The organism is Methylorubrum sp. GM97 (genome assembly GCF_024347855.1).
GTDB lineage: Bacteria > Pseudomonadota > Alphaproteobacteria > Rhizobiales > Beijerinckiaceae > Methylobacterium > Methylobacterium extorquens.
The window spans coordinates 2,685,527-2,697,547 of record NZ_AP025942.1 but is presented as its reverse complement, the minus strand read 5'-3'; the positions used below and the strand labels follow the sequence as shown (position 1 = coordinate 2,697,547).

The window sequence follows — 12,021 nt, the reverse complement described above, 5'->3', positions numbered from 1 at the left end:
TTCCTGAAGGGTCGGCGCGCTTGCGGTCGCGCCCCGCCGGCCGGATGCCCCGGTGCGGTGGCGAAGTTATGGCCTCGTCTTTGCGAAATGATCAACGGCGCCCGCGTGCGTCCTCGCACCGAATGCGGCATGGAACACCGTGTCTCGGCACGACTCCCGCGCGGCGTTGCCGGCTAGCATCGCTCGCGGCACCGCACGCACGCCGCTCGCTCAGCTGCCCTGCACTTTGCCGGATCAGCCCTCACCTTCGGGAAGGGCCCTGAGTCTCAGGCGTGGGCGAAGATGTCGATCTCCGGCCAGCCGGCGAGATCGAGCTTGGATCGGGTCGGAAGGAAGTCGAAACAGGCCTGCGCCATCTCAGTGCGGCCCTCGCGGGCCAGCATGGCGTCGAGACGCTCGCGGGCGGCATGCAGGTGGAGCACGTCCGATGCCGCGTAGTCGATCTGCGCCTGGCTCAGGGTCCCCGCGCCCCAATCGGAGGATTGCTGCTGCTTGGAGAGATCGACGCCCACGAGTTCGCGCACCACGTCCTTGAGGCCGTGACGGTCGGTGTAGGTGCGGGCGAGCTTCGAGGCGATCTTCGTGCAGTAGACCGGAGCGGGCATGACGCCGAACGCGTTGAACAGCACCGCCAGATCGAACCGGGCGAAGTGGAAGATCTTGACGACCCCGGCATCGGCCAGGACCGCCTTGAGCCGCTCCGGCGCCGGGTCACCGGGCCGGATTTGCACCACATCGGCGCTGCCGTCGCCGCGGGACACCTGCACGACGCAGAGCCGGTCGCGATGCGGGTTGAGCCCCAGCGTCTCGGTATCGATCGCGATCGCCGCGCCCGGCGCGAAATCGGGCGGCAGGTCGCCATGGTGGAGGCGGATCCGGGAGGGGACGGCAGCCATCGTTGGTTCAAGCGTCTTCAAGGGGCGGGACGGCCCGCGCGTAGCACCGTGCGCGCCGTCCCGATAGCTCCGCCGATCCGCGGGCGGATGCAAGTCTACTTCTGACCGTCTATTTCTGTTTGGCGATGATCTGGTCCTTGATGCCGGCATAGACCGCCTCCGGCACGATCTTCTTGCGGACCAGCTCGTCCTTGCCCCGGTAGGGGCGGCCCTTGACGATGGCCGCCGAGCGCGCCTCGCCGATACCCTTGAGCCGGCTCAGCTCCTCGGCGCTGGCCGAGTTGATGTCGATGAGTTCCGCCTTCGCATCCGCCTTGGGGACGGCGGAGGGCGTGGCGGCCGGCGCGGTTGCGGGGGCGCTGGCCGGGGGCTTCGTGGCGGTGGGCGGCGTGGCCGGACTCGGCGCCTGTGCCAGGGCCGGGGCGGCGGCGAGCCCGATCAGAACGGTGAAGGTACGCAGCAGAGACGAACGCATGTCGATCTCCCGACATCTCGGGCGGCGGGGCGCCGCGCCGGTTTTTGAGATGTAGGGCGGGCCGGTTGAACCGTCCTTGAACGCGATCCGGCATCGATCCGGGCACTTCGGGCGACGACGTCCGTTGGAAACATATCGAGACAGGGCGCGGGCGACATGGCGCGATTGTGACTGTGGATCCGCATGCTCGCGGCGGAACCCGAGAGTTCGCAACCCGTTCGTGCACCGCTGTCCGGTCGAGCTGACAACCGGCACCGAATGACGCTCCGCCCCGAAAGGCGGCGCGACAGGCACTTTTCGAACGAGGAATGCGACCATGGTCGATGGGAACAGGATCACGGGCGCCGCCCGGGAGTTGGGCGGTAAGGTACAGGGCGCGATCGGCGACCTGGCCGGTTCCCACACCGATTCGGCCGAGGGCCGTCTGCGCGAAGCCGCCGGCCGGGTGGAGAACATCTACGGTCAGGCCAAGGATGCCGCGCGGCACGCCGCGGACGAAGCCTACGACACCGCCGAGGACATCTACGATCGCGGTCGCCGCTCCCTGCAGGAGGGACACGAGCGCTCGGTCGAGTGGCCGCACACCTCCCTGCTCATTGCCGGCCTCGTCGGCTTCGGCCTCGGCCTTCTCGTGCGCGGGCGCAACTGACGCCTGACCACGTCTTCCTTGAACGACCCCAGACTCGGAGTACCAGCGTGACTTACCCATCCGGCTTCCAACCCTCGCCCATCGACGGCACGCGGAGCCTCGCCCACGAGACCGTGGCCCTTAATCAGGTCTCCTGGGGCGCCGTCTTCGCTGGCGCCGCGACGGCGCTGGTGACGCAGGTCGTCATCAACCTCGCGGGCGTCGCCGCCGGCCTCGCCTCGGTCGGCCTCGACACCGCCGAGAACCCGTCGGCGTCGAACTTCTCCCTCGGGGCCGGCGCATGGTTCGTCGTCTCCGGCATCGTCGCCTCCCTCGTCGGCGGCCTGATCGCCGGGCGCCTCGCCGGTAAGCCCCTGCGCGGCATCGCCGGGCTGCACGGCTTTGTATCGTGGGCCGTCACCACCCTCGTCGTCCTCTACCTGCTGACCTCCGCCGCCAGCGGTGTCGTCGGCAGCGCGGTCAACACCGTGGGTTCGGCGCTGGGCGGAGCGGGCAACCTCGTCGGCGGAACGGTCCAGACCGCGGCGCAGGCCGCCGCTCCCTCGCTGAGCAAGGTCTCCAATCCGCTCGACCGGATCGAGCAGCGGGTGAAGGATCAGGCCGCCGGCCAGGACCCGCAGGCAGCCCGCGATGCCGCCGTCTCGGCCGTGCGTGCCCTGCTTTCGGGTGATGCCGCCGACAAGCAGCAGGCGGAGACGCGCGCCGCCGACGCGCTCGCCAAGGCGCAGAACATCCCGGTCGATCAGGCGCGCCAGCAGGTCCAGGACTACCAGAAGCAGTACGAGCAGGCGGTCGCCACCGCCAAGAAGCAGGCCGAAGAGGCGGCCAAGACTGCCAAGTCGGTCGCGACCCAGGGCGCGCTCTACGCTGCGATCGCGCTGATCCTCGGCGCCATCGCCGCCTTCATCGGCGGGCTTCTCGCCGCGCCGAAGCCGGCATCCCTGACCGTTCGCGACTGATCCGTCGATCCGGTCCCGTTCCGGTGGTCATCCGGCCGCCGGACACGGTCACCCGGTTCGCACGTTGTACACAAGGGGCGCCGGCCGTTCGAACCGGCCGGCGCTCCCGTTTCGAGGCCAGTCTCGACGATTCAAGGAGTTTCCAGACTGATGAAATCGACCTTCGCCCTCGCCGCCATGACCGCCCTCCTCGTCGGCACGCCGGCTTTGGCTGCGCCCGCGCCGCAGAGCCCGGTGGAAGCCCTGGTCCGGGGCGATCTGCCGACCGACTATGTCCAGTACCGCCGCTACGGCCACCGCGCTTACGGGCACCGTCGCTACGGCTACGGTCGGGGCTATCGCCGCGGTCCGGGCGTCGGTGCCGCGGTCGGCGCCGGTGTCGCGGGGCTGGCGGCCGGTGCCATCCTCGGCGGCGCCATCGCCAACTCGCAGGCTCAGGCCGCGCCCGTCGTGGTCCAGGGCGGTGCCGATCCGGAAGCTGTGGCGGCCTGCGCCCGCCGCTTCCGTTCCTACGACGCGCGCAGCGGCACCTATCTCGGCAACGATGGCGCCCGCCACCCCTGCCCGTAAGCGCAGCTTCTCACCCGCGCACGCACGATCTCGATGCGCGGGTGGCCGGGCCAGGGCGGCTGTGACCAGAAGCTTCCGCCCAACGCGGCCGACCCTGCCGCTGCTTCAGGCCGCAGATCGGGTCTGATTCCGCCCGCCCGCCTTGGCCTCGTAGAGCGCCGCATCGGCCCGCCGGTAGAGATCCTCGGCGGTGCCGCTGCCGGAATCCACGGCGAGGCCGAGGCTCACAGTGACTGTTCCGGGACCGATGCCGACGGAGGGCATGGCGAATCCGGCGATCGCCCGGTGAATCGTCTCGGAGACGCGCATCGCGCCATCGTGGTCCGTCCTGGGCAGCAGGACGGCGAACTCTTCTCCGCCGACGCGAGCGACGAGGTCGCCCGGCCGGCGAACGCTGGCGCTCAAGCTGTCCGCGAGCCCCCTGAGCACGGCGTCGCCGACCGCGTGGCCGTAGCGATCGTTGTAGCGCTTGAAGTGGTCGGCATCGATCAGGATGAGCGCGAGCGGTGCGCCCGTGCGCCGGGACGTCCCCCAGGCCTGGGCGAAGACTGTTTCAAAATGCCGCCGGTTCGGCAGGCCGGTCAGAACGTCGGTCTGGGCGAGGCGCGCCAGTTCGGCCTGCATGGCCGCGCTGCGGCGCAGTTCCCGCCCGAACAGCAACGAGAGCAGAACGGTCGATCCGCACAGGACGAGAACCGCCAAGCCGATGACCGCGGCCGTCTCCCGCCATTCCGCCTCGATCTCCCGCGTTCCGAGGGCGACGTTGAGGACGAGCGGCCAATCCCCGACCTGGGTGAAGGTGTAATACCGCTCGACGCCGTCGCGGACGGAGATCCCCTTGAAGCTGCCTTCGCGCTTGGCGACGAAGTTCTGGAAGGTCGGGGCACCGGTGATGTTCGCACCGATATCGCTCGCCACGAAGGAGTAGCGCATCACGCGGGTGCCGTCGCGCAGGTAGAGGTTGATCCCGCCTTCGCGACCAAGCCCGATCCGGGCGAACAAGCTGCTGAAATAGGACAGTTTCAGGCTCGCCAGCACCACGCCGCCGAAGCTGCCGTCCGGCTTGTCGATGCGCCGGCTCAGCACGATCACCGGTTCGCCGAGCAGACGCGAGATCAAGGGCCGGCTGATGTGCAAGCCGAGACCGGCCTGCGTCTTGTGGGCCTGGAAGTAATCGCGGTCGGCATTGTTGAGCCGACGGGGCGTGTCGGCGTTCGCATCGATGATGCTGTCGCCGTTCTCGTCGATCACCAGCATGACCCCCATGTCGCGGGCGGTCGCGGCGCGATCGAACAGAGCGATGCGGCGCAAGGACGGACTGGCACCGGCCAAGCCGGGCACCTTGAGGTTATCGACAACGCCCTGGAGGGACAGATCGATGATCTCGACATTGCGGGCGATGTCGCGCTCGATCACCTGAAGCAAGTTCTTCGAGGTCTGTTCGGCCTTGTCCCAAGCATCCTGGCGAAGCTCGAGCAGCATGATGGCCGAGAGCACCAGCATGCCGATCGGCGCGAGCACACCGAGGATGATCCAGCTCCGGGCGGAGCGGACGTGCCGGGACAGCGGAAGCCACCGCGCCGAAAGCGGGCGTCTCTCCATCCGGTTCTGTTCGCCTTCGGAGATACGCATCGGCTTCGGTCTGACGAATCGGTCGCCCTCTTTGGGGGCGGTGCTCTAAGCAAACCTTTCGCCGGGGCGCGACGCCGACGCCCGATCTGACCATGGCTAAAGCGGTGTTACCAGCGGCGGCGCGCGTTCGGCCGAACGGTAGGCATCATCCCAATTCCACGGATTCGTGATCGCGATCTCGGGATTAAAATCCTCAGCAATCGGAACGATCCGGTCGAGCGGGCTTTAGCGCCGGGATCGAACGGACATGCGGTCGTCTCAAGACTCCGCTTGTGCCGCCCGACCCCTGGAAAAGCCGATTTCGCAACGTCCTTTCCGGCGGCGGACCCTCGCCGTCCGGGACGCTGCGCTGATTCGTGGACACTGCCGATGCGTGGCGACGCACTTCCCTCGATCGATCCCGCGCCGCGTCAGCCCTCCCGGCGGGCATTGCGCGGGCTCGACCTGCTCAATGTCACTCTCGCCGACGTGCGCGACGGCCTCGGCCCGTATCTCGCCATCTATCTTCTGGCCGTGCGCGGGCCCGACCAGGGCTGGAACGAGGCGACGATCGGCCTCGTGATGACGATCGCCGGCATTGCCGGATTGCTCGCCCAGACGCCCGCGGGCGCCCTGATCGACCGCACCAACGCCAAGCGCAGCGTCGTCATCGCCGCCGCGGTCGTCGTCACGGTGAGTTGTCTCGTTCTGCCCTGGATCTCGAATTTCACGTTGGTGGCCGCCACACAGGCGCTCGCCAGCATGGCGGGTTCGATCTTCGCACCGGCGCTCACCGGCATCACGCTGGGCATCGTCGGCCCGAAGCTGTTCTCGAAGCGCATTGGCCGCAACGAGGGCTTCAACCATGCCGGCAACGCGGTCTCGGCGATGCTGGCAGGCAGCTTGGCCTATGTCTTCGGCCCCGTCGTCGTGTTCTGGCTTATGGGCCTTCTCGCCGCCTGCTCGATCGCCGCGATGCTGATGGTGCCGGCCGAGGACATCGACGACGACCTCGCCCGAGGCCTCGATTGCGCCGAAGACCAGACCTGCGAGCAGCCCTCGGGCGTGAGCCTGCTGCTGCGCAACCGCCACCTGATGCTGTTCGCGCTCCTCTGCGCCGCGTTCCACCTCGCCAACGCGGCGATGCTGCCCTCGGTCGGGCAGTTGCTGACCAAGGTCGTTGGCAAGGACAACGCGACCTCGCTGATCGCGGTCTGCATCGTCGCCGCGCAATGCGTGATGGTGCCGATGGCGGTGCTGGTCGGCGCCAAGGCCGACAGCTTCGGCCGCAAGCCGATCTTCCTCGTCGCTTTCGGCGTGCTGGCCCTGCGCGGCGTGCTCTACACGTTCTCCGACAACCCGTTCTATCTCGTGGCGGTGCAGTGCCTCGACGGCGTCGGCGCCGGCATCTACGGCGCGCTGTTCCCGATCGTGGTCGCCGACCTCACCCGCGGCACCGGCCGGTTCAACGTCGCCCAGGGCGCGGTCGCGACGGCGCAGGGGCTCGGCGCGGCGCTAAGCGCGACGCTGGCCGGCGTGGTCATCGTCGGCGCGGGCTACTCCGCGGCCTTCCTCGTGCTCGCGGCGATCGCGGCAGCGGGCTTCGCGCTCTACCTGCTGTTCATGCCCGAGACCTTTGCCTACGAGCCGCGCTCCACGGACGTGCCACCCAGAGCTCCCTCGACACCTTTGGGGGCGCCGGCCGAGTAGGGCTCGCCTCCGGGCCCAGACCGCGCCTCCGCCGCATTCGCCGGAGCGCGCCGCCTCACCGCTCCGGCGGGATCGAGTAGGTGCCGGTGGCGTGGGCAACGAGCGCCTCCGCGCCCGCGCTTCGGATTGCGACCTCGCCCACCGCGAGGCGCCGGCCCAGCTTCATCAGGCGGCATTCGGCGACAAGGGCGGCGGGGCCGGGCCGGCGCAGGAAGTTGACGTTCAGGCTCGTCGTCACGGCGAGCGCGACCGGGCCGATATTCGCGAGGATCGCCGCGTAGAGCGCGTAATCGGCCAGCGCCATCATCGACGGGCCGGACACCGTGCCGCCGGGGCGCAGGTGGCGCTCGTGGTAATCGAGCCGCATCCGTGCGGAGAGCGGGCCAACCGCCTCCAGGTGGTAGTGGCGCCCGCCCGCATTCATCTGCGGGAAGTCGCGCTCGAGGAAGGCGGCGGTCTCCGCCAGGTTCATCACGGTCTCGCTCATGCCTGAGCCTTGCAGCATGCCGACGCATGGCGGACAAGGGCGGCATGATCCCGACGATCGACGACGCGCCTGACGGTATCGCCACACGGCACGACCGCTATCCCGATGCGCAGATCCGCGCCGTCCTCAAGGAGGCGCGCTCGATCGCCCTGGTCGGCGCCTCGGCCAACCCGGCGCGGCCGAGCTACATCGTCTTCAAGTATCTGGCCGAGCGCGGCTACACGGTGACGCCGGTCAATCCGGGGCTGGCGGGCCAGACCCTGCTCGGCCGGCCGGTGATCGCCCGGCTCTCGGACCTGACCGGGCCGGTCGACATGGTCGAGATCTTCCGCAATTCCGCCGCGGCGGGACCGCTGGTCGATGAGGCGCTGGCGCTGCCGGTACCGCCGAAGGTGATCTGGATGCAGCTCGGCGTGCGCGACGACGCGGCCGCCGCCCGGGCCGAGGCCGCGGGCATCACGGTCATCATGAACCGCTGCCCGAAGATCGAATACGGCCGGCTCTCCGGCGAGATCGGGTGGACCGGCGTGAACTCCCGCATCATCAGCGCGAAGAAGCCGGTGATGGCGAAGGGCGGCGTGCAGAAGCGGACGATCGAGGGGACGTGATCTCTTTATCTCTCCCTCATCCTGAGGTGCACCGCGAAGCGGAGCCTCGAAGGATCTTCCAGGGATCGCGAGACCGCTAAAGGATCCTTCGAGGCCGCTGCGCGGCGCACCTCAGGATGAGGCGTACATGGGATCAAGGGTTGGAGGTCGCTTACGCCACCGTCAGACCGACATCGACATTCCCCCGCGTCGCGTTGGAATACGGGCAGATCTGGTGGGCCGCCTCGACGAGGCGCTCGGCGTCGGCGCGGTCGAGACCCGGCAGGCTGACCTTGAGGTCGGCGGTGATGCCGAAGCCGCCCTCGGAGCGCGGACCAATGCCGACTTGGGCGGTGACGGTGGTGTCGGCGGGCACCTTCAGCTTGAGCTGGCCGCCCGCGACCTTCAGCGCGCCGATGAAGCAGGCCGAGTAACCCGCGGCGAAGAGCTGCTCGGGGTTGGCGCCGGGGCCGCCCGCGCCGCCGAGTTCCTTCGGAGTCGAGAGCTGGACCTGGAAGTTACCATCCTCGGTGCGGGCGGAGCCGTCGCGGCCACCCGTGGCGGAGGCGGTGGTGCGGTACTTCACATCGACGGTCATGGGTCTGTCCTCATGTTCGGGGCGAACGGGGATTGCTCCGCTCGGCTCCGAAACGGGATAGCCGCATTTTAGATTGCGCGCAATCTAAATCGTGCGCAATTCATTTTCCGGGCGGGACTACTCCCCTCACCCGTGCGGCGTCAGGCGTCCCGCCCCGTCTCCGGCATGGCGATCACGGCGGCAAAGCTGATCCCCGCGGCGACGGCGAGATAGAGCCCGACGAAGCCGATGCCGCCCGAATCAGCGAGCCACTGCGCCGCGAAGGGTGCCCCGGAGGCGCCGACGATCCCGGCGAGATTGTAGGTCACCGAGGCGCCGGTATAGCGCACCCGGGTCGGGAACAGTTCGGGCAGCAGCGCACCCATCGGCCCAAAGATCCAGCCCATGGCAAACAGCGCGAGGCAGAGGAAGGCGAGCACCAGGGCGGGTTCGCCGCTGCCGAGCATCGGTCCGAGCACAACGCCGAGCGCCCCCGTCACGGCGAGCCCGGAGAGCATCACGGGCTTGCGTCCGAACCGGTCGGCCGCCCATCCCGATAGAGGGATCGCCAGCGCCATGAACAGGATCGCCACGCACTCGAACAGCAGGAAGGATTTTCGCGCGTAACCGAGCGTGCCGGTGCCGTAGCTGAGAGCGAACACCGTCGAGAGATAGAAGACGGCGTAGGCCGCCACCATCGCCAGCGTGCCAAGCAGCGTGGCCCGCCGATGTGCGGAAAAGATCGTGGCGAGGGGCACCCGCTCCGGCGGCGCCTGTTCAAGGGTGGCGCGGAAGGCCGGGGTCTCGGTGAGCTTCAAGCGGACATAGAGCCCGACACCGACGAGGACGGCCGAGGCCAGGAAGGGCAGACGCCAGCCCCAGGCCTCGAAATCCGCCGGGCTTAAAGCCACGCTGAGCCCGAGGAACAGAAGGTTGGCGGCGATGAAGCCGATCGGCGCGCCCAGTTGCGGGAAGATGCCATAGAGGGCGCGACGCCCTGGCGGCGCGTTCTCGACCGCGAGCAGGGCCGCCCCGCCCCATTCCCCGCCGAAGCCGACGCCCTGGCCGAAGCGCAGCAGGCAAAGCAGAGCCGGCGCCCACCAGCCGATGCTGGCATAGCCCGGCAGGCAGCCGATCAGGACCGTCGACAGCCCCATGATCATCAGCGAGGCGACCAGCGTCGCCTTGCGCCCGATCCGGTCGCCGAAATGCCCGAAGGCCGCCGCCCCGATCGGCCGGGCGAGGAAGGCGATGGCGAAGGTCGCAAACGCCTGGAGCGTCTGAACGCCGGGCTCGCCATGGGGGAAGAAGATCGGCCCAATCACCAGGGCGGCGGCGGTGGCGTAGATGTAGAAGTCGTAGAATTCGATCGCGGTGCCGACGAAGCTGGCGACGAGGATCCGATGGGCGGACGGAGCGCTCATGCGGCCGGAGGCTCCCACTGCCAGAACACCGTGCCGGTGAATTCGAAGACCGGCTCGCCGCGCTGATTCTGCGCGGTGTTGTGGTGGGTGGCGATGCCCCAGCCCGGCCGCGAGCGGGAGGCGCGCCGGTCGATGAGCGTGCTGGCATAGCGGATCGTGTCGCCGGCATAGACCGGCCGCAGCCATTTCAGATCCTTGAAACCCGGCGAGGGGCCGAGCTGCGGCACCGGGCCGGAGCGGGCGGTGAGGGCGATGTCCCGGGCGAAGGTCGCGTTGAGCCGCTTCATCCAGACCGCCGCTGTCTGCCAGCCCGAGGCGCAGAGCGCACCGAAATGCGTCGCCCGCGCGGCCTCGGCATCGAGATGGAAGATCTGCGGATCGTAGGCCCGCGCGAAGGCGATGATGTCGTCCGCCTCGAAGCGGTGGGCGCCGAGATCGCGTGTGGTGCCAAGCTCCGCCTGCGCAAGGTAGGGCAGCGGCACCGCGTCGTTAGGCTCCGCCACGGGGCCCGTCTCCGTCGAGCGTTCGACCGGGCGCGGCGCGGGCACGGCGCCGGCCCGCGCGAACAGCACTGCGAAGGCCTGGGTCATTACCGCTTCGCGGCGCCCGTTCGTGATCGTCATCGAGAGCCGCGCCATGCCGCGGTCGGGCTTCGAGGATGACGGGCGGACCTCCTCGACGCGGATCACCGCGCTTAGGGCATCACCCGGCAGCACGGGCCTCAGCCAGCGCAGGGCGGTGATGCCGGGCGATCCCATCGAGGTGGACTGCGAAACCAGTGACTGCGCCAACAGGCGCATGCCCAGCGCCGCCGTCTGCCAGCCTGAGCCGATCAGGGTGCCGACGAAGGTCTCCTTCGCGGCCGCCTCGTCGAGGTGGAAGGGCTGCGGGTCGTATTCTCGGGCGAAGGCGACCAGTTCGTCACGGCTGACGGTGATCGGCCCGGCCGCGTATTCCTGACCGGGTGCGAGATCGTCGAGGGAAAGCAGAGCCATGGGGTGCCGCGTCGCGGTGGAGATCCGCGCGTGGCTACAGCATCGAACGGCCGAGTGCATCCGGGGATCGGGCCGAAGGGGCCGCTGGCCCCAAAGCCGCTTACTTCATCGCCTCGTAGACCTGGATACCCGCCGGCGTCAGGAGAACCACGAACAGCACCGGCAGGAAGAACAGGATCATCGGCACGGTCAGCTTCGGCGGAAGCGAGGCGGCCTTCTTCTCGGCCTCGGTCATGCGGTAGTCCCGGCTCTCCTGCGCCAGCACGCGCAGGGCCTGCCCCACCGGCGTGCCGTAGCGCTCGGCCTGCATCAACGCCGTGGTGAGCGACTTGACGATCTCCAGCCCCGTGCGCAGGGCGAGATTCTCGTAGGCCACGCGCCGCTCGGGCAGGAAGGACAGCTCGGCGGTCAGGAGCGCCAGTTCCTCGGCGAGCACGGCCGATTGGCTCGCGACCTCCAGGCTGACCCGCCGGAACGCGTTCTCGACCGACATGCCCGACTCGACGCAGATCAAGCACAGGTCGAGGGCGTCGGGCCAGGCGCGGCGGATCTCCGCCTGCCGCTTGGAGGTGATGTTCGACAGGTACACCTCCGGCAGCTTGAGACCGAAGAAGCCGGCAGCAAAGACGAGGCCGAGCCGGATGACGAACGGCTGGTCGAGCACTTCGAGCACGAACAGGTAAAACAGCGCGACGGCCGTGAGGGTGATCGGCATCACCAGGCGAAAGAAGAGGAAGGCAGTCTCCGCCCCGGCTCCGCGATATCCGGCCCGGATCAACTTGGCTTTGGCGGTCTCCGTCCCGAGCCAGCGGCCGAGGTTGAACTGCTCGACGACCCGCTTCATGTAGGCCTTCGGCTCCGCGCGCAGCGTCGTGCGGCTGTTGAGCCGCTCGCGTTCGCGCTGACGGATCTGCTCGCGCTCGTCGCTGACGAGCTTCATCCGCTTGGCGAGTGGGTCGCCCTCGATCAGCGGCTGCACCAGGGTGAAGGCCGTCGCCGCCGCGGCGACGCCCGCCAGCACCGCAGCGATGGTGCGGGGCGCGAACGCAGTGTTGACGAAGTCATCCAGCATCAGTGTCCG

At 69.0% G+C, this 12,021-nt stretch carries 13 protein-coding genes; 5 read left to right on the top strand and 8 right to left on the bottom strand.

All coding sequences use genetic code 11. From position 1 onward, the window contains the following. Positions 1-266 precede the first annotated feature (266 nt). Entirely contained in the window at positions 267-896 is a 630-nt protein-coding gene (locus MSPGM_RS12425; protein WP_003598097.1) for a ribonuclease D, read from the bottom strand. Between the two features lie 109 nt (positions 897-1,005). After that, positions 1,006-1,371 (bottom strand): ComEA family DNA-binding protein, encoded by a 366-nt coding sequence (locus MSPGM_RS12420; RefSeq protein WP_003598099.1) that lies wholly within the window; start codon positions 1,369-1,371, stop codon positions 1,006-1,008. 316 nt (positions 1,372-1,687) lie between these two features. On the opposite strand from MSPGM_RS12420, the gene MSPGM_RS12415 reads away from it, so the two are divergent. The 3 genes from MSPGM_RS12415 (at position 1,688) to MSPGM_RS12405 (ending at position 3,549) form a co-directional block, all read left to right on the top strand. Next, positions 1,688-2,020 (top strand): CsbD family protein, encoded by a 333-nt coding sequence (locus tag MSPGM_RS12415; RefSeq protein WP_003598100.1) that lies wholly within the window; start codon positions 1,688-1,690, stop codon positions 2,018-2,020. A gap of 47 nt (positions 2,021-2,067) precedes the next feature. After that, the gene (locus MSPGM_RS12410; protein WP_003598103.1) at positions 2,068-2,979 is read left to right on the top strand and encodes a hypothetical protein; all 912 of its coding nucleotides are present in this window, start codon (positions 2,068-2,070) and stop codon (positions 2,977-2,979) included. Positions 2,980-3,129: 150 nt separating this feature from the next. Next, complete coding sequence (locus tag MSPGM_RS12405) at positions 3,130-3,549, top strand: BA14K family protein (RefSeq protein WP_003598104.1); 420 nt, start codon at positions 3,130-3,132, stop codon at positions 3,547-3,549. 105 nt (positions 3,550-3,654) lie between these two features. Here the strand turns inward: MSPGM_RS12405 and MSPGM_RS12400 are convergent, their stop codons facing one another. Beyond that, a complete protein-coding gene (locus MSPGM_RS12400; RefSeq protein WP_261926385.1) occupies positions 3,655-5,181 on the bottom strand; it encodes a sensor domain-containing diguanylate cyclase in 1,527 nt (508 codons plus the stop codon). A gap of 369 nt (positions 5,182-5,550) precedes the next feature. Here MSPGM_RS12400 and MSPGM_RS12395 point away from each other — a divergent pair, with 369 nt between their 5' ends. Beyond that, complete coding sequence (locus MSPGM_RS12395) at positions 5,551-6,870, top strand: MFS transporter (protein ID WP_261926384.1); 1,320 nt, start codon at positions 5,551-5,553, stop codon at positions 6,868-6,870. A gap of 55 nt (positions 6,871-6,925) precedes the next feature. Here the strand turns inward: MSPGM_RS12395 and MSPGM_RS12390 are convergent, their stop codons facing one another. Beyond that, on the bottom strand, positions 6,926-7,357 hold the full coding sequence (locus MSPGM_RS12390) for a PaaI family thioesterase (RefSeq protein WP_003598107.1): 432 nt from the start codon (positions 7,355-7,357) through the stop codon (positions 6,926-6,928). A 44-nt stretch (positions 7,358-7,401) separates the two neighbouring features. Here MSPGM_RS12390 and MSPGM_RS12385 point away from each other — a divergent pair, with 44 nt between their 5' ends. Further along, positions 7,402-7,965, top strand: coding sequence for a CoA-binding protein (locus MSPGM_RS12385; RefSeq protein ID WP_111772145.1), 564 nt, complete (start codon positions 7,402-7,404; stop codon positions 7,963-7,965). Between the two features lie 151 nt (positions 7,966-8,116). On the opposite strand, the gene MSPGM_RS12380 is transcribed toward MSPGM_RS12385, so the two are convergent. The 4 genes from MSPGM_RS12380 to MSPGM_RS12365 all read right to left on the bottom strand — a co-directional run bounded on the left by MSPGM_RS12380 (position 8,117) and on the right by MSPGM_RS12365 (position 12,012). Beyond that, entirely contained in the window at positions 8,117-8,542 is a 426-nt protein-coding gene (locus MSPGM_RS12380; RefSeq protein WP_012752863.1) for an organic hydroperoxide resistance protein, read from the bottom strand. A 140-nt stretch (positions 8,543-8,682) separates the two neighbouring features. Next, positions 8,683-9,945, bottom strand: coding sequence for an MFS transporter (locus tag MSPGM_RS12375; RefSeq protein ID WP_003598112.1), 1,263 nt, complete (start codon positions 9,943-9,945; stop codon positions 8,683-8,685). Further along, a complete protein-coding gene (locus tag MSPGM_RS12370; RefSeq protein ID WP_012752862.1) occupies positions 9,942-10,940 on the bottom strand; it encodes a MaoC family dehydratase in 999 nt (332 codons plus the stop codon). Before MSPGM_RS12370 ends, MSPGM_RS12375 begins: the two co-directional genes overlap by 4 nt. Positions 10,941-11,040: 100 nt before the next feature. Further along, the gene (locus tag MSPGM_RS12365) at positions 11,041-12,012 is read right to left on the bottom strand and encodes a type II secretion system F family protein (protein WP_003598115.1); all 972 of its coding nucleotides are present in this window, start codon (positions 12,010-12,012) and stop codon (positions 11,041-11,043) included. Between the last annotated feature and the right edge of the window lie 9 nt (positions 12,013-12,021).